We start from the raw sequence: 15,031 nt of genomic DNA, 5'->3' as shown, positions 1-15,031 counted from the left end.
GCCGCCGACCATGGCTACCTCCCTGGCGAAGGCCGGGGTCCAGTTGGACGGACGTTCGTGATGGACCAACGGCCGCCATTCCAGCTGGACCCCGGCCTTCGCCGGGGAGGTAGAACGATGATGAACAGATTTCTTTTCCGCTCGGCCCTCGCGATCGTTGCCATCGCCGCGGTCACCCCCGCCACCGCGCAGGCGCCGGGTGCAAAGCCCGGCATCGTGCGGGTGCGGCTGGATACGTCGCGCGGGGCGATCATGCTGGCGCTCGACGCGCGCCGGGCGCCGAAGACGACCGCGAACTTCATGGCTTATGTCGATGATGGCCGGTTCGACGATACCAGCTTCTACCGCGCCGCGCGCGGCAAGGTCGATCCGACCAAGGGGTTCGTGCAGGCCGGCATCCGCACCGATGCCAAGCGCATCCTGCCCTCCTTCCCGTTCGAGTCGACCAGCAAGACCGGCATCCGCCATCTGGATGCGACGATCTCGATGGCACGGGGCGATGATCCCGCCTCGGCCGGTGGCAATTTCGTGCTGACCGTAGGGCCGACGCCCCAGATGGACGCCCGGCCCGGTTACAAGGGCTATGCCGCGTTCGGCCATGTCGTTGGCGGCATGGAGGTGGTGAAACGCATCCTCGCCGAGCCATCGGGCGGCGGCTTCGATTCGATGAAGGGGCAGATGATCCTGCGCCCCGTCCGCCTGATCCGCGCGGTACGGATCGACGGCACCGCGAAACCCACCGGCGGACCGAAAGTATGGCTGCTGACCCCGCGTCGGGGATAGGGCGAGGGGGCGGGCGCCAGATCGCGTTGCAGCCGGTCGCTGCCGGTCCAGCCGACGACATGGCGGGAAAATAGGTCGATGACCACCGCTGGATAGAGCCACCCTCCACCGGCTTTCCGCGTCAGGATGTACGAGATGCCCACGCCTCGCTTCTTGTCGGGGGTGGTGGCCCTAAAATCCTGGTCGATAATGTTCAGCGCGATCGGCCAGCTATCTCCTGTCGGTCGTCCGTTTTCATGGCGCTTCTGGCGGCCACGAGGGCTTTCTCGCGCCTTGGCCGTGCCATGCTTCGGCGTGCGGTGACGAAGCCGTCATTCTGTGTTCAAAATTCATTTTTTGCTTCTTGTTGTATTAGGATTAATATTGGGATCGATACGAAAGGCCGGGGGGAGCTTTTGGATGGACAAGGAGAGAATCGATTCCCACCGGGTGCGGGATCGGTACGAGCAAATGCTCGCCAACTCTGCGACCGCTGCGATCTGTGCAGGACAGGATAATCTGATTATCTCGTGGAATAGCGCTGCAGAGATGCTGTTCGGGTACAGCGTCGATCAGGCAGTAGGGATGCCGCTTTCGATCATCATGCCGGAGCGGCATCGGGCGGCGCATGATGCCGGGCTGGCCAGGGCGGTAAAGACCGGTAAGGCGCGTCTCGCCGGACAAGCGGTAGAGATGTTTGCCTGGCACGCCGATGGCTATGAATTTCCCGTCGATCTTTCCCTGTCGATGTGGTTCGAGGCGGGCAAGCCGATGTTCGGCGCGCTCATCCGTGACGTGACCGACAGGCAGCGGGCGCGCCGGCGGCTCGAGCATCTGGCCCATTGCGACACCTTGACGTCGCTTCCAAACCGCAATGCCCTTCAGGCGCATCTGGCGGACACGATCAAGGCGGGTGCATGCGTCTTGCTGATGCTGGACCTGGACGGTTTCAAGCACGTCAACGACAGCCTTGGCCACTCCGTCGGTGACGAACTTCTCGCCAGCGTGGCGCAGCGCCTGAACGATGCGGCAGGGGATGTCGGTTTCGTGGCGCGCTTCGGTGGTGACGAGTTTGCGATCCTTTTGCCGGATTGCGCCGACCCGCGTCTGATCGAGCAGACGGCCGATCGGGTCTTTGCAAGCCTGCAATCTCCCATCGAGCTGGCTGGGCAATCCGTGTTCGTGAACACGAGCATCGGCATAGCGATGTCGCCCAAGGACGGCACCAGCGCCGATCAGCTTCTGTCGAGCGCCGACCTTGCCCTTTATAGCGCCAAGAGCGAGGGCGGCGGTGCCCGGACGTTCTTCGTCAGAGCGATGCAGAACCGCTCCGAACAAGAGCTTCGCTTGAGTATGGAGCTTCGCTCGGCGTTGACGAACGGCGAATTCGAACTCTGGTATCAGCCACAGGTTTCCCTTGCCGACCGCAGCCTCGTAGGTGTCGAGGCCCTGTTGCGTTGGCGTCATCCCCGCCACGGCCTGCTGCAGCCTCACGCCTTCATCGATATTCTTGAACGCAGCGTGGTTGCCGAGATCGTGGGCGACTGGATCATAAACGAAGCATGTTCGACCGCAGCCGCCTGGGAACGTGGGGGATTGGGCAAGATCAGGATGGGCGTAAACCTGTTCCCCGTTCAGCTTCGCTCCGCCCGCCTCTTCCAGGTCGTACTCGACGCGCTGGCACGTCACGGCCTTGGTGCGGATCAGCTGGAACTCGAGATAACCGAAAATACGGTGCTGCGGCACAGCAGCCATTCGGCCAAGGCGCTCCGCAAGTTGAAGACGCTAGGTGTCGGGGTGGCCTTCGATGATTTCGGTACGGGCTTTGCGTCATTGGGCCTTCTCCAGAAATACCCGTTAACCCGCCTGAAAATCGACAGGAGCTTTGTGGCTTGTATCGATCAGGGAGCGGGTGATGCGGCAATCGTCGGCGCCGTTGTCTGTATGGCGAAGAGCCTGGGGCTTGTCGTCATTGCCGAGGGCGTGGAGTGCGCGGGGCAGGAGAAGGCGCTCATCGCGCTCGGATGCGAGGAGGCGCAGGGATATTTGTACGGACGCCCGGTACAGGCTCCGGATATAGTTCGGCAGTACCGGCCTGTTGCAAAGCTCGCCGTCTCCTAAAACAGGTACAGGATTGCGCCAGCGCTGGCCAGCCAAGCCACGTTGCGCGAATTCACATTTCAGCTAACCGGATGGCAGGCCCTCCTGCCGCAAGCGGCTAAAGTCCATCTAGGCGATCTGATTGCGGTGCCGCCATCACGGACGAGCGCCTGCGGATAGCGCATTTCCGAAACAGCCATTGATGACGGGAAAACGGGAAAGACGCGGAGGGTGACCCCGCATCTTCCACGCTCGCCATCCCTCACCCGTCGATGCTGGCTCCCAGTGAAGCGTGGACCAGCCCCCCGTCGACGGTGATCGTCTCCCCCACCACATAATCGCCGGCGCGCGCCGCGAGGTAGATCGCCGCGCCCGCCATGTCCTCCGCCACGCCGATCCGGCGCGCGGGGATGTTCTTCGCCACGGCGTCGCCATGATCGCGCGCGGCCTTGTTCATGCTGCTGGGGAAGGCGCCGGGCGCGATCGAGGTCACGTTGATCCCGTCCTGCACCAGCCGCGCCGCCATTCGCCGGGTCAGGTGGATCAGCGCCGCCTTCGACGCCTGATAACTGTACGTCTCCCAGGCGTTGAGCCGCTGGCCGTCGATCGAGGTGATGTTGATGACCTTGGCCGGCCGCGCGCCGCTGCCCGACGCCTTCAACAGCGGATGGAGCGCCTGCGTCAGAAAGAAGGGCGATTTCACGTTCAGGTCCATCACCTTGTCCCAGCCCGCTTCCTGGAAATCCTCGAACGGCACGCCCCAGGCCGCACCGGCGTTGTTGACGAGGATGTCGAGCTGCCCCTCCCGTTCCGCCAAGGCGGCGGCCAGCGCGCGGCAACCGTCGACGGTGGCGATGTCGGCGGGCAGGGGGATGCAGTTCGACCCCAGTTCGGCGGCGGTTTCCTCGCACGCCTCGGCCTTGCGCGACGAGACATAGACCTTTGCGCCCTGCGCCACGAAGCCCGCCGCGATCATCCGGCCGATCCCGCGACTGCCGCCGGTGACGAGCGCGACGCGCCCATCGAGTCGAAACAGGGTGCCGGTGTCCATCGCGCGCTCTCCTATGGTTTTGGCGATGGGGTAAGACAGGTGGGGGCGGGCAGCAAGCGCGCTCGGCGTTCCGCCGGATTATGGCGGAAATGCGGACTGTCGCCGCCGAAACACCGTTCACCCGATAAGGTTCCGATCGTTATTTCCAATTAACCGATCCGCCCCTAGCCAGCCTGCACAGCAATCGAACGAGCGGGTATCCGGTCATGATGAAGGCGTTGGCAGTGCGTTTCGCGCTGGTGGTTTCTTGCGGCCTGATGATGGCCACCCCGGCGGCGGCGCAGTTCTGGCAGTGCGCGCCCTTCGCCCGCTCGGTGTCCGGCATCGCGCTGCACGGCAACGCCGATACGTGGTGGGGGCAGGCCGAGGGGCGCTATGCGCGCGGCGATGCGCCGCAACCGGGCGCGGTGCTGGCGTTCAAGGCGACTGCGCGGATGCGCGTCGGCCATGTCGCGATGGTGTCGCGCATCGTGTCCCCCCGCGAAGTCCTGCTGACCCATGCCAACTGGTCGCGCCGTGGCCGCGTCGAGACGGACGTGCGCGCGGTGGATGTATCGCCCGAGGGCGACTGGAGCCAGGTGCGCGTCTGGTATGGCCCGACGGGTGGCCTGGGCACCTCGACCTACCCGACCAGCGGCTTCATCTATGCCGATCAGGCGCCGGCGCCGATGGAGCCCCCGGTGGCGCCGCTGCAGTCTCCGTTGCTGATCGCCGGGGCACCGACCGTGCAGGCGGCGGGCTGACCTCCCGATCCTGCCTCAGCCCGGCTTGAACGCCATCGCCACGCCGTTCATGCAATAACGCTTGCCGGTCGGCTTCGGGCCGTCGTCGAAGACATGGCCAAGATGCCCGCCGCAGCCGGCGCAATGCACCTCGGTCCGCGCCATCATCATCGATCCGTCGGTGCGGGCACCGACCGCACGGGGCAGCGCCGCCCAGAAGCTGGGCCAGCCGGTACCGCTGTCGAACTTGGTCTTCGAGGCGAACAGCGGCCGCGCACAGCCCCTGCACTGGAAAGTGCCGGCTCGATGCTCGTCGTTCAGCGGGCTGCTGAACGGTCGTTCGGTGTCCTCGTGGCGCAGCACCCGGTATGCGGCGGGGGGCAGCTTCTGCCGCCACTGCGCATCGGTCATCGTTACGGGAAACCGCTCCGCCGCCACCGCCTCGTCGCGGCACCCGAACAGCGCGATGGCGGCGGCGCCCAGCCCGGAGGCGGCGAGGAAGGAGCGGCGATCGGAAAGGGATGTCATGGCAGGGATATAGGGGCGGGAAGGGGCGACGCCAGACCTCGCTCCTATGCCCGCGCCCGCCGCCGCCAGAACGGCCGCCCGCTCCCGGATTTCAGCACCCCGCGCCGGAACAGCCGTGCGCCCGCCATAATGAACAGCGCCACCCACACCGCCTGCCACAGCAGCGCCAGCGCGTGCGGCCACAGTTCTGGTGAGTTTGCCGCGCGCCCCGCCATCGCGAAGGGGGAGGACAGCGGGAATATCTCCGCCAGCATCGCCACGCCGCTGCCCGGCATCCGCGCCGCGGCGGAAGCGAGCGCGAACATCCCCACCTGCACCAGCGTGATCGGCAGCGACAGCATCTGGATCTCGCGCATCGTCGATGCCTGTGCGCCGATGCCCAGGAAGACGGAGCCGAGCAGCAGATACGCCATCGAGAAATAGGCCGCGAACAACAGCGCGAACATCGGTCCGCCGACCGCGGGCGTCAGATCGCCGATCGCCGCCGCCGCGCCCGGTGGCAACAGGCTGGCGATCTGGCCGACGACCGTGCCCCAGAAGCCGACGAACAGCACCGCGACCCCGAACATTCCGATCAGCTTGCCGAAGAACACCGCCTCCAGCGGCACCGCCGCCGCCAGAATCTCGACCACCTTGTTGTTGCGTTCCTCCGCCATCGTGCCGACGACCTGCCCGGCGAGGAACAGCGTCAGGAAGAAGATACCGAACACCGCGAAAAAGCCCGACTGGTGCTGGCCGCCGATCGACGTGCCGGTGCGGGCCGCCCGTTCGCGTGTCGCCGCCACCGTCACCGCGCCCGGTGCCTGCGCGGACAATGTCGCCTGCGCCACCGTTTCCAGATAGGGCGCGGCGCGGCGGGTGCCGGGGGCGGCCAGAATCGTGGGCGTCGCCAGCGGACCGTACAGCACCGCGTCCACATCGTGATCGCGGTCCGCCATTGCCGCCTTCGCCTGCGCGCGCATGTCGCGGCCGGGGGTCTGGAAGGCGAGGGGGGCGGGGCGTTCGTCGCGGCGGAACAGCGCGCGCAGGCGGCTGTCCTGCCCCTGCATCACCGCAGCGGTGGCGGGCGGCACGATCGCAACCAGCCGCGACCGGTCGGCCGCGCCGTCGTTCATGCTGGCGGCCCCGATGCCGCCAATCGCGCCGAACGATCCCATCAGGATCGGCGCGAACAGGAACAGCAGGAAGATCGGGGTGAACACCGTCGCGATGAAGTCGCGGCGCGCGATCGTCAGCGTCTGGCGCAACGTGCGGCGGAAACGGGTCATGCGGCAGCCTCTCCGGTCGCGGCGCGGCCGCCGACGATCCGCACGAACGCCTCGTGCAGGCCGGGCCGCTCGATCGTCAGCCCGGCGATGCCATGGTCGGCGGCGATCAGGCGGACCAGTACCGGCTCGATCCCGCCGGGCGGCAGCGTGAAGCGCCAGCCTTCGCCCTCGCCCCGCGCATCGGCCGGCAACAGCGCGGCGAGCGCAGGGTCGGGGCGCTGCGGCTGGTAATGGACCTGCGCGGGCAGGGTGCCGCGCGCCTCGTCCACCGTCCCCTCGAACCGGCGCTTGCCGCCCGCGATGATTGCCAGCCGGTCGCACAGCCGCTCGGCATGGGCCATGACATGGGTGGAGAACAGGATGGTCGCCCCCCGGTCGCGCTCCGCGACGATCAGGGCCTCCAGTTTTTCCTGATTGACCGGGTCGAGGCCGGAGAACGGCTCGTCCAGCACGATCAGGTCGGGGCGGTGGACGACGGAGCCGAGCAACTGGACGATCTGCGCCATGCCCTTGGACAGTTTGCGCACCTTCTCGTCGATCGCATGGCCCAGGCCGGCTTCCTCCAGCATCGTCGCGGCGCGTCGGCGGCCCTCGCTCCATGACAGGCCACGCAGCGCGCCCATGAACGCGATCGCCTCGCGCGCCTTCATCGCCGGGTACAGTCCACGTTCCTCGGGCAGATAGCCGACCCGGTCGCTGGCATCGCGCGGGCTTGCCTCGCCCAGCAGCGTGCGGGCGCCCTCGTCCGGCTCGATGATGCCGAGCAACATGCGCAGCGTCGTGGTCTTGCCCGCGCCGTTGGGTCCGAGCACGCCGTAGATCGCACCACGCGGCACCATCAGGTCGATCCCGTCGACGACGCGGCGATCCTCGAAGCGCTTGACCAGTCCTGCGGCGGTGACCGCCCATTCCTGATTGCCGGCCGTCATCCCCTGTATCGTCAACATCTTCCTCCGGCGCGTGCCGCCGTGGTAGCGGGGGGGCGTGGCGGATGACAAGCTAGAACACCGGCTGAAGGCGAAGGCGGCCGAACTGGGCTTCGCCGCCTGCGGCATCGCGCGTGCCGACGCCGCGCCGCTCGCGGCGGCACGCCTGCACGAGTGGCTGGCCGAGGGGCGGCACGGCGACATGATCTGGATGGCCGAACGCGCGCATCACCGCGAAAGTCCGGCCGGGTTGTGGCCGGCGGTGCGCAGCGTCGTGTCGCTGGGCATGAGCTACGCGCCCGCCACCGATCCGCTGGCACTGGCCGGCGAGGGCGGGATCGGCCGCATCTCCGTCTATGCGCAAGGGCAGGATTACCACGATGTCGTCAAGCGCCAGCTGAAGGCGCTCGGCCGCTGGCTGGCGCAGGAAAGCGCACACGACCTGAAGGTGTTCGTCGATACCGCGCCGGTGATGGAGAAACCGCTGGCGGAGGCGGCGGGGATCGGCTGGCAGGGCAAGCACACCAATCTGGTCAGCCGGACGGCGGGCAGCTGGCTGTTCCTGGGCGCGATCTACACCACGCTCGACATGGTGCCGGACGGCCCCGGCGGTGGCGCCTGCGGGCGGTGCGACGCCTGCCAGACGGCATGCCCGACCGACGCCTTCCCCGCGCCGTACCGGCTCGATGCGCGACGCTGCATCTCGTACCTGACGATCGAACATGCCGGGCCGATCCCGGAGGAGTTCCGGACCGCGATCGGCAACCGTATCTATGGCTGCGACGACTGCCTGGCGGTGTGCCCGTGGAACAAGTTCGCCAAGGCCGCCGCCGCCAACATGGCGTTCGCCCCGCGCGCCGAACTGGTCGCACCCGAACTGGCCGACCTGCTCGCGCTCGACGATGCGGGGTTCCGGCAGGTGTTCGCGGGCTCCCCGATCAAGCGGATCGGCCGCGACCGCATGGTCCGCAACGCCTGTATCGCGGCGGGCAACAGCGGCGATCCGGCGCTACTGGCGGTGCTGGCACCGCTGTTGGACGACGCATCGCCGGTGGTGCGTGATGCGGCGGGGTGGGCGGTGGCGCGGTTGGCGAGCGACTGAACACCGTGGCTGATGGGGGATGCTACCGTTCCGGTAGTCCGGGTTCGTCTTTATGTCCCACTTCGGGACCGACGACTTTCAAGTTATTGATAACATTGCCGTCGAATGATTTTGACATGATATTCCTGGAGCATTCGGTTCTTGTGTGAACGATGGCGTCCGACATAGTAAAATGAGGAAATGTCTGGTTAATAAGGGGGAATAATATGACGATCGGAAAGCTTGCGCTGGCTGTTCTTTCGGGGCTTGCAGCAATAACGATTCCTGCCGCTGCGCAGGCAGCGGCATCGTTCAATTTCCAATTGCTTGATACGGATATCGCCGGCCCATCGTCCGGCACGGTCGTTATCCGTGGCCGGGTAACCAATACCGGTGATGAAGCGCTCACCGACTATGTCGGCGCTGCCATTGGCGGGGGATCGATCACTCAGTTTACCACCAGCGGCCGGTTCGGCGGCGTAACGACCGAACTTGACGATTATTTTACCAACTTCAATCTCGCGGCAGGCGATGCCTTCGACTTTGATTTCTACACCTATACCTATAGCGGTGCCCCGACGGGAACCTATACGTTGCTGGGCGACAGCGGTTCATCGCTGATCATACTGCGTGCTGGCCGGTCGGAGGTCGAGGGCTTCTCATTCGACCTGTCGAGCCTGACCGTTAACGCAGTGGCGACTGCCGTGCCAGAACCGGCAACCTGGGGCCTGATGTTCGCTGGTTTCGCGATGATCGGCGCTGCGGCGCGTCGTCGCAAAACTTGGATCGTTGCCTGACGGAAAGGACCGGATGCATGGCGAGGAACCGCGCCGCCGTGCATCCGGTCTTGCGGGTGGGCTTACCGCCCCCCGTCCCGCCGGGTCAGCGCCGCGACACAGCTTGCCCGGTCGATCGCGCTGCCATCGGGTTCGCGCGCGTCGAGATACGTCACGCGCGCTTCGCCGCCGCTGGTCTGGGGGTAGAGATAGGTGTCGAGCACACAGATCGCGCTGCCGAACTGAAGCTTGCGTGCCGCCCCTTCGCGCACATCGGCATCGGGCGTGCCGAACAGCTTGACGAGGCCGCTGGCATCCTGCCCGATCACCCGTTCCAGCCCGACCGTGGGATAGGCGATCGCCATCGGCGGCGCCTTGACCGGGCGGGTAGTGGGGGCGGCGGCGCACCCCGCGATCAGCAGGGTCGCCAGCAGGATCGTCGCGCGGGTCATCGGCGTCTCGTATGGAAAAGATGCGTCGCCATCGCCGCGCCCAGCACGGGGGCGGCCAGGTTGACGACCGGGATCAGGAACAGCGCGGCATCGGCCAGCCCCAGCAGGAAGCGCCGCCCCCGCGTCTCGCCCCGCCATGCCGCCATGCGGCCCGCGTCCATGTGTCGCGCCGCGACCATGTCGCCCAGATCGCGGCCCAGCAGCCAGCCGTTGACGATCAGGAACGCGGCGGCGGTGCCGATGCCCGTCGCCAGCAGCACGACATAGAGCGGCAGCAGGATCAGGTTGACCGCGATCACCCGCGCCGCCGATCGCAGCCCCATCGCCAGTCCGCGCGCGAACGGCACCGGCCGCGCGGTCGCCAGCGCCTCCGGATAATGCCGTCGCTCGACCGCCGCGACCACCTCGTCCGCGAACAGCCCGACCACCGCCACCGCCACCGCGCGGAACAGTAGCCACAGCGCCAGCACGGTGACGACCGCCGCGAACGCCGTCGCCAGCCCGGTCGCGCCCCAGCCGTTCCAGTGCGCCAGCACCGCCTGCATCGCATACCACAGCGCGAACCCGGCGACCGCGAAGATGGCCAGCGTCACCCCCAGCGATTTGGCGAAGACGCCCAGCACCGCCCGGTCGCCCAGCTGGCCCAGCGACAGGAGGAAGGCGCGCGTCATCGCACCGGGATGGCGCGGCGCCCCGGCGGCGTCAACATTGCTTGCGCCGGCCCGCGCATCTAGGGCGACCGCCTACCTTTTTTGCGGAGTCCGCCACCTTGACCACCCCTACCTACGATGTCGTCGCGATCGGCAATGCGATCGTCGACATCCTTGCCCAGACCGACGACGCCTTCCTTGCGACCGAGGGGATGACCAAGGGCGCGATGCAGCTGATCTTCTCGGCGGAGGAGGCGGACGCGCTTTATGGCCGGATGGGGCCGGGACGCGAGATTTCGGGCGGCTCGGCGGCGAACACGCTGGCCGGCATCGCCGCGCTGGGCGGGCGCACCGCCTTCATCGGTCAGGTCGCCGACGACCAGCTGGGGCAGGTGTTCGCGCACGACATCCGCGCCGCCGGCATCCGCTACGATACGTCGGTCCGCGCCGGCGCGCCGACCACCGGCCGCTGCCTGATCTTCGTGACCCCCGATGGCCAGCGGACGATGAACACCTTCCTCGGCGCGTCGCACTATCTGCCGGAGGTCGCGCTGGACCGCGCGCTGATTGCGGATGCCGCGTACCTCTATATCGAGGGTTATCTGTGGGACCCGGAAGAGCCGCGCGCCGCGATGCGTGCCGCGATCGAGGTGGCGCGTCAGGCAGGGCGCAAGATCGCCTTCACCCTGTCGGCGGAGTTCGTCATCGACCGTCACCGCGCCGATTTCCACGCGCTGATCGATCAGGGCCTGATCGACGTGCTGTTCGCCAACGAGGCGGAGATCATGGCGCTGACCGAGACGACCGACGTCGATACCGCGATCGCTGCGGTGCAGGACAAGGTGCCGACGCTGGTGGTGACGCTGGCGGAGCGCGGTGCCTGTGCGATGCGCGGCGGCCAGCGCGTCACCGTGCCTGCGCAGCCGATCGAGCGGGTGGTCGACACCACCGGCGCGGGCGACCTGTTCGCCGCCGGCTTCCTCCACGCGCAGACGCGCGGGCATGATCTGGAACGCTCGCTGACGCTCGGCGCGCTGTGCGCCGCGGAGATCATCAGCCATTTCGGCGCCCGCCCGCAGGTGGACCTGAAGGCATTAGCCGATACGCTGGGCTAAGAAAAAGGCCCCTCCCCGTTAAGAGGAGGGGCCACTCACCTCATGGCCATCGGTTTCAGAGCCATTGACCTCAGGGCAGGTCGTCGTCGACCAGCACCTCGATCCGGCCCTGCGCGACGTTGCTCGTGCGGTAACCGTAGAGGTAATACACCACCAGCCCGATCGCGCCCCACACCACCAGCACCAGCATCGCCGCCGAGGGCAGGTTGAAGAACAGGAAGATGCAACCGAGGATCGTCGCCGGTGCGACGAACCATACGGCGGGCGTGCGGAACGAGCGGGGGCGGTCCGCCTCCGTCCGGCGCAGGATCAGCACTGCGAACGCGACCATCATGAACGCATAGAGCGTGCCGGCATTGGCGATGTCCGCCAGCGCGCCGACTGGCAGGAACGCGGCGGCGAACGCTACCGCCGAACCGGTGATCGCGGTCACGACGTGCGGCGTCTTCCATTTTGGATGGACCTTGCTCAGCATCGGCGGCAGCAGGCCGTCACGGCTCATCACGAAGAAGATGCGGGTCTGGCCGAACAACAAGACGAGGATCACCGACGGCAGCGCGACGAAGGCGGCGATGCCCAGCATGTTGCCGATCGTGCCGAAGCCGATCGCACGCAGCACATGCGCCAGCGCCTCGTTCGAACAGACCAGCCGCCCGGCATATTCCGCCATCGCGCACTGGCGCGCCAGTTCTTCCGATCCGGCGGGGAAGGGGACGCCGTTCGGCCCCATGATCGGCTGGCCGCCGATCGTGCCGATCGCGCCCGCCGCGACCAGGATATAGAACACGGTGCAGAACAGCAGCGATCCGATCAGGCCGATCGGCACGTTGCGCTGCGGATTCTTGGTTTCCTCCGCCGCGGTCGACACCGCGTCGAACCCGACATAGGCGAAGAAGATCGTCGCCGCCGCGCCGACTGCGCCGACCCCGGTGCCGAAGCCGCCGAACACGCCCGCCGGCAGGAACGGGCTGAACTGCGCGGTATCGATCTTGCCCGCGGTCAGCGCGATGAACGCGGTCAGCGCCACCACCTTGATGCCAACGAGGATCGCGTTGACCTTGGCGCTTTCCGACGTGCCGATGATGAGCAGCCACGTGACGAGCAGCGCGATCACCACCGCCGGCAGGTTGATGAACCCGCCCGGCGATCCGCCCAGCGCCAGCGGCCCGGCGCTCAGCCACATCGGCAACTGGATGCCGAGGAACTGTTGCAGGATCGTGCCGGAGAAATAGCCGGACCAGCCGACCGCCACCGCCGACGCGGCCACCGCATATTCCAGCACCAGCGCCCAGCCGACCGTCCAGGCCAGCAGTTCGCCCATCGTCGAATAGGTATAGGTATAGGCCGACCCCGCGACCGGGATCATCGCCGCGATCTCCGCGTAACACAGCGCGGCGACGATACAGATCGCGCCGGCGATGGCGAAGGCTAGCATCAACCCCGGCCCCGCCTTCTGCGCGCCCGCGGCGGTCAGCACGAAGATGCCGGTGCCGATCACCGATCCGATCCCGAACAGGGTGAGCTGGAAGGCTCCCAATGTACGGTGGAGCGACTTTCGCTCCGCCGCCGCCAGAATCGCGTCCAATGGCTTTACGCGCCCGAACAACATGAACTCGCGTCCCCCCAGGGATGAAGGGGCGTCGATGCGCCCCGTTGGTCGTGAAAGGACGCGAGCCTAGAGGCAATTTTATTACGCGCAATCCCTAACGCGGTGGACCGCGTCGGGCGGTGCTATCCAACCCCCGCCGCACCCCTTACAGCGCGCGCCGTGCAACCTGTCGTCGCCCCGCCCCCCGCGCTCACCGCCGCGCCCGCCACGACGCGAGCCGAGTTGCGCGCCACGATCGCGCTGGCATCGCCGCTGGTCGCCGCCAACCTGCTCCAGATGGGCGTCTATTCGATCGACGTGATCTTCGTCGCGCGGCTCGGCACCACCGAACTCGCCGCCGCGACGCTGGGCGTCTATCTCTACAGCGTCCTCGCCTTCGCGATGATCGGGCTGGTCGGGGCGGCAGCGCCGCTGATCGCCGCCGAACTGGGCCGCCGCCGCCATGCGGTGCGGCAGGTGCGGCGGTCGTTCCGGATGGCGATGTGGCTGGCGATCGGCGCGGGTCTCGTCACGATGGCGATCCTCGCCAATGGCGAGCGGCTGTTGCTGCTCGCGCGGCAGGACCCGCACGTCGCGGCGCGGACCGGGGCGTTCCTCGACATCCTGTTGTGGGCGACGATTCCGGCGGTGGCGACGGGGGTGATGCGCGTCACAGCCTCCGCGCTTGGCCGGCCGGGCTGGGCGATGGTGGTCATGGCGCTGGGCCTCGCCACCGGCATCCTCGGCAACTGGCTGCTCGTCTTCGGGCAGGCAGGCTTCCCCGCGCTGGGGCTGGAGGGGTCGGCGATCGCCAGCGTTGTCACCAGCACCGCGATGATGCTCGCCTTCGTGGCGATCCTGCTGCTCGATCCAAAACTGCGTCGCTATCGCCTGTTCGGCAACTGGTGGCGGACCGAATGGTCGCGGCTGGCCGATCTCCTGCGCCTCGGTCTGCCGATCGCGCTGACCATGACGTTCGAGGGAGCGCTGTTCTCCGCCGCCGGCTTTCTGATGGGGCTGATCGGGGTGACCGAGGTCGCCGCCCACGCCATTGCGCTCCAGATCGCGGCGATCGCGTTCCAGGTGCCGTTCGGGGTCGCGCAGGCAGCGACCATCCGGGTCGGCATGGCGTACGGCGCCGGCGACCGGGTGTGGATCGGCCGGGCGGGCGCGGTGTCGCTGGTGGTCGGGATCGGCTTCATGGTGTTCACCGCATCGCTGCTGCTGATCGCGCCGCGCCTGTTCGTCGGCGTCTATGTCGATCCGGACGACGTTGCCAACGCCGCGTTGGTCGCGCTGGCGGTGCAGTATCTGGGCGTCGCCGCCGCGTTCCAGCTGTTCGACGGCGCGCAGGCGGTGGCGGCGGGCGTGCTGCGCGGATTGCAGGATACGCGGGTGCCGATGCTGGTCGCACTGTTCGGCTATTGGGTGATCGGGGCGGGATGCGCGGTGCTGCTCGGCTTCGGGTTCGGCTGGCAGGGGCTGGGTATCTGGTGGGGTCTTGCCGCCGGTCTCGCCGCTGTGTCGGTGCTGCTGTTGTGGCGGTGGAGCGCGCGGGCGCGGCTGGGCCTGCTGCCCGCCACGGTCCATCGAATTTAGTTCCCTTGCCCCGTTGACGGTCCCGCGCGCGCTTCACATATAAGCCGCGTTGGCACTCGGGACCCCTGAGTGCCAGAAATCTGTCATAGTCTCAGAAAGGGCACAGCAATGAACTTTCGTCCGTTGCACGACCGCGTTCTCGTCCGCCGCGTAGAGGCGGAGGAGAAGACGGCCGGTGGGATCATCATCCCCGACACCGCCAAGGAAAAGCCGCAGGAAGGCGAAGTCGTCGCCGCCGGCACCGGCGCCCGCAGCGAGAGCGGCGAGGTCCACCCGCTGGAGGTGAAGGCCGGCGATCGCGTGCTGTTCGGCAAGTGGTCCGGCACCGAGGTCAAGGTCGACGGCGAAGACCTGCTCATCATGAAGGAAAGCGACATCCTCGGGATCGTCGGCTGACCTGATACGTCGCATCC

At 67.3% G+C, this 15,031-nt stretch carries 15 protein-coding genes; 8 read left to right on the top strand and 7 right to left on the bottom strand.

Features of this window, described 5'->3' with window-relative positions; translation table 11 throughout:
* The first annotated feature begins 120 nt into the window (after nucleotides 1-120).
* Together ABD719_RS07620 and ABD719_RS07615 are read left to right on the top strand one after the other, a co-directional pair.
* Complete coding sequence (locus ABD719_RS07620) at nucleotides 121-783, top strand: peptidylprolyl isomerase (RefSeq protein WP_344692763.1); 663 nt, start codon at nucleotides 121-123, stop codon at nucleotides 781-783.
* Between the two features lie 399 nt (nucleotides 784-1,182).
* Nucleotides 1,183-2,883: a putative bifunctional diguanylate cyclase/phosphodiesterase gene (locus ABD719_RS07615; RefSeq protein ID WP_344692762.1), complete on the top strand. Its 1,701-nt coding sequence runs from the start codon at nucleotides 1,183-1,185 to the stop codon at nucleotides 2,881-2,883.
* Between the two features lie 241 nt (nucleotides 2,884-3,124).
* Here the strand turns inward: ABD719_RS07615 and ABD719_RS07610 are convergent, their stop codons facing one another.
* Nucleotides 3,125-3,913: an SDR family oxidoreductase gene (locus ABD719_RS07610; RefSeq protein WP_344692761.1), complete on the bottom strand. Its 789-nt coding sequence runs from the start codon at nucleotides 3,911-3,913 to the stop codon at nucleotides 3,125-3,127.
* Nucleotides 3,914-4,122: 209 nt separating this feature from the next.
* On the opposite strand from ABD719_RS07610, the gene ABD719_RS07605 reads away from it, so the two are divergent.
* The gene (locus ABD719_RS07605; protein ID WP_344693078.1) at nucleotides 4,123-4,656 is read left to right on the top strand and encodes a CHAP domain-containing protein; all 534 of its coding nucleotides are present in this window, start codon (nucleotides 4,123-4,125) and stop codon (nucleotides 4,654-4,656) included.
* 15 nt (nucleotides 4,657-4,671) lie between these two features.
* Here ABD719_RS07605 and msrB read toward each other — a convergent pair whose 3' ends face one another.
* From msrB to ABD719_RS07590, 3 genes are read right to left on the bottom strand one after another with little or no spacing between them, the layout of a single operon-like run.
* Nucleotides 4,672-5,163 carry a peptide-methionine (R)-S-oxide reductase MsrB gene (gene msrB / locus ABD719_RS07600; protein WP_344692760.1) on the bottom strand — a complete coding sequence of 164 codons (492 nt, stop codon included), beginning with the start codon at nucleotides 5,161-5,163 and terminating at the stop codon, nucleotides 4,672-4,674.
* A 44-nt stretch (nucleotides 5,164-5,207) separates the two neighbouring features.
* Complete coding sequence (locus tag ABD719_RS07595) at nucleotides 5,208-6,431, bottom strand: ABC transporter permease (RefSeq protein ID WP_344692759.1); 1,224 nt, start codon at nucleotides 6,429-6,431, stop codon at nucleotides 5,208-5,210.
* On the bottom strand, nucleotides 6,428-7,378 hold the full coding sequence (locus ABD719_RS07590; protein WP_344692758.1) for an ABC transporter ATP-binding protein: 951 nt from the start codon (nucleotides 7,376-7,378) through the stop codon (nucleotides 6,428-6,430). Before ABD719_RS07590 ends, ABD719_RS07595 begins: the two co-directional genes overlap by 4 nt.
* 37 nt (nucleotides 7,379-7,415) lie before the next feature.
* On the opposite strand from ABD719_RS07590, the gene queG reads away from it, so the two are divergent.
* Nucleotides 7,416-8,459 carry a tRNA epoxyqueuosine(34) reductase QueG gene (gene queG, locus ABD719_RS07585; RefSeq protein WP_344692757.1) on the top strand — a complete coding sequence of 348 codons (1,044 nt, stop codon included), beginning with the start codon at nucleotides 7,416-7,418 and terminating at the stop codon, nucleotides 8,457-8,459.
* 206 nt (nucleotides 8,460-8,665) lie between these two features.
* The gene (locus ABD719_RS07580) at nucleotides 8,666-9,235 is read left to right on the top strand and encodes a PEPxxWA-CTERM sorting domain-containing protein (protein ID WP_344692756.1); all 570 of its coding nucleotides are present in this window, start codon (nucleotides 8,666-8,668) and stop codon (nucleotides 9,233-9,235) included.
* A 62-nt stretch (nucleotides 9,236-9,297) separates the two neighbouring features.
* Here the strand turns inward: ABD719_RS07580 and ABD719_RS07575 are convergent, their stop codons facing one another.
* Together ABD719_RS07575 and ABD719_RS07570 are read right to left on the bottom strand one after the other, a co-directional pair.
* The gene (locus tag ABD719_RS07575) at nucleotides 9,298-9,666 is read right to left on the bottom strand and encodes a hypothetical protein (protein ID WP_344692755.1); all 369 of its coding nucleotides are present in this window, start codon (nucleotides 9,664-9,666) and stop codon (nucleotides 9,298-9,300) included.
* Nucleotides 9,663-10,337, bottom strand: a complete 675-nt coding sequence (locus ABD719_RS07570) for an EI24 domain-containing protein (protein WP_344692754.1) — start codon at nucleotides 10,335-10,337, stop codon at nucleotides 9,663-9,665. The genes ABD719_RS07575 and ABD719_RS07570 overlap by 4 nt, the downstream gene beginning before the upstream one ends.
* 98 nt (nucleotides 10,338-10,435) lie before the next feature.
* Here ABD719_RS07570 and ABD719_RS07565 point away from each other — a divergent pair, with 98 nt between their 5' ends.
* On the top strand, nucleotides 10,436-11,431 hold the full coding sequence (locus ABD719_RS07565) for an adenosine kinase (protein WP_344692753.1): 996 nt from the start codon (nucleotides 10,436-10,438) through the stop codon (nucleotides 11,429-11,431).
* A 70-nt stretch (nucleotides 11,432-11,501) separates the two neighbouring features.
* Here the strand turns inward: ABD719_RS07565 and ABD719_RS07560 are convergent, their stop codons facing one another.
* Nucleotides 11,502-13,040, bottom strand: coding sequence for an amino acid permease (locus ABD719_RS07560; protein WP_344692751.1), 1,539 nt, complete (start codon nucleotides 13,038-13,040; stop codon nucleotides 11,502-11,504).
* Between the two features lie 159 nt (nucleotides 13,041-13,199).
* Between ABD719_RS07560 and ABD719_RS07555 the strand changes: the two genes are divergently transcribed.
* Nucleotides 13,200-14,618, top strand: coding sequence for an MATE family efflux transporter (locus ABD719_RS07555; protein ID WP_344692750.1), 1,419 nt, complete (start codon nucleotides 13,200-13,202; stop codon nucleotides 14,616-14,618).
* A 108-nt stretch (nucleotides 14,619-14,726) separates the two neighbouring features.
* Nucleotides 14,727-15,014 carry a co-chaperone GroES gene (gene groES, locus ABD719_RS07550; RefSeq protein ID WP_056531718.1) on the top strand — a complete coding sequence of 96 codons (288 nt, stop codon included), beginning with the start codon at nucleotides 14,727-14,729 and terminating at the stop codon, nucleotides 15,012-15,014.
* The last annotated feature ends 17 nt before the right edge of the window (nucleotides 15,015-15,031 follow it).

Origin of the sequence: Sphingomonas cynarae, assembly GCF_039537815.1 — a bacterium.
GTDB lineage: Bacteria > Pseudomonadota > Alphaproteobacteria > Sphingomonadales > Sphingomonadaceae > Sphingomonas > Sphingomonas cynarae.
This window is presented reverse-complemented; position numbering and strand designations above follow the sequence as displayed.

Bases quoted from the DNA above. Each gene is read 5' to 3' on its own strand.
- ABD719_RS07620 (WP_344692763.1), top strand. From the start codon at position 121: ATGAACAGATTTCTTTTCCGCTCGGCCCTCGCGATCGTTGCCATCGCC.
- ABD719_RS07615 (WP_344692762.1), top strand. From the start codon at position 1,183: ATGGACAAGGAGAGAATCGATTCCCACCGGGTGCGGGATCGGTACGAG.
- ABD719_RS07610 (WP_344692761.1), bottom strand. From the start codon at position 3,913: ATGGACACCGGCACCCTGTTTCGACTCGATGGGCGCGTCGCGCTCGTC.
- ABD719_RS07605 (WP_344693078.1), top strand. From the start codon at position 4,123: ATGAAGGCGTTGGCAGTGCGTTTCGCGCTGGTGGTTTCTTGCGGCCTG.
- msrB (WP_344692760.1), bottom strand. From the start codon at position 5,163: ATGACATCCCTTTCCGATCGCCGCTCCTTCCTCGCCGCCTCCGGGCTG.
- ABD719_RS07595 (WP_344692759.1), bottom strand. From the start codon at position 6,431: ATGACCCGTTTCCGCCGCACGTTGCGCCAGACGCTGACGATCGCGCGC.
- ABD719_RS07590 (WP_344692758.1), bottom strand. From the start codon at position 7,378: ATGTTGACGATACAGGGGATGACGGCCGGCAATCAGGAATGGGCGGTC.
- ABD719_RS07580 (WP_344692756.1), top strand. From the start codon at position 8,666: ATGACGATCGGAAAGCTTGCGCTGGCTGTTCTTTCGGGGCTTGCAGCA.
- ABD719_RS07575 (WP_344692755.1), bottom strand. From the start codon at position 9,666: ATGACCCGCGCGACGATCCTGCTGGCGACCCTGCTGATCGCGGGGTGC.
- ABD719_RS07570 (WP_344692754.1), bottom strand. From the start codon at position 10,337: ATGACGCGCGCCTTCCTCCTGTCGCTGGGCCAGCTGGGCGACCGGGCG.
- ABD719_RS07560 (WP_344692751.1), bottom strand. From the start codon at position 13,040: ATGTTGTTCGGGCGCGTAAAGCCATTGGACGCGATTCTGGCGGCGGCG.
- groES (WP_056531718.1), top strand. From the start codon at position 14,727: ATGAACTTTCGTCCGTTGCACGACCGCGTTCTCGTCCGCCGCGTAGAG.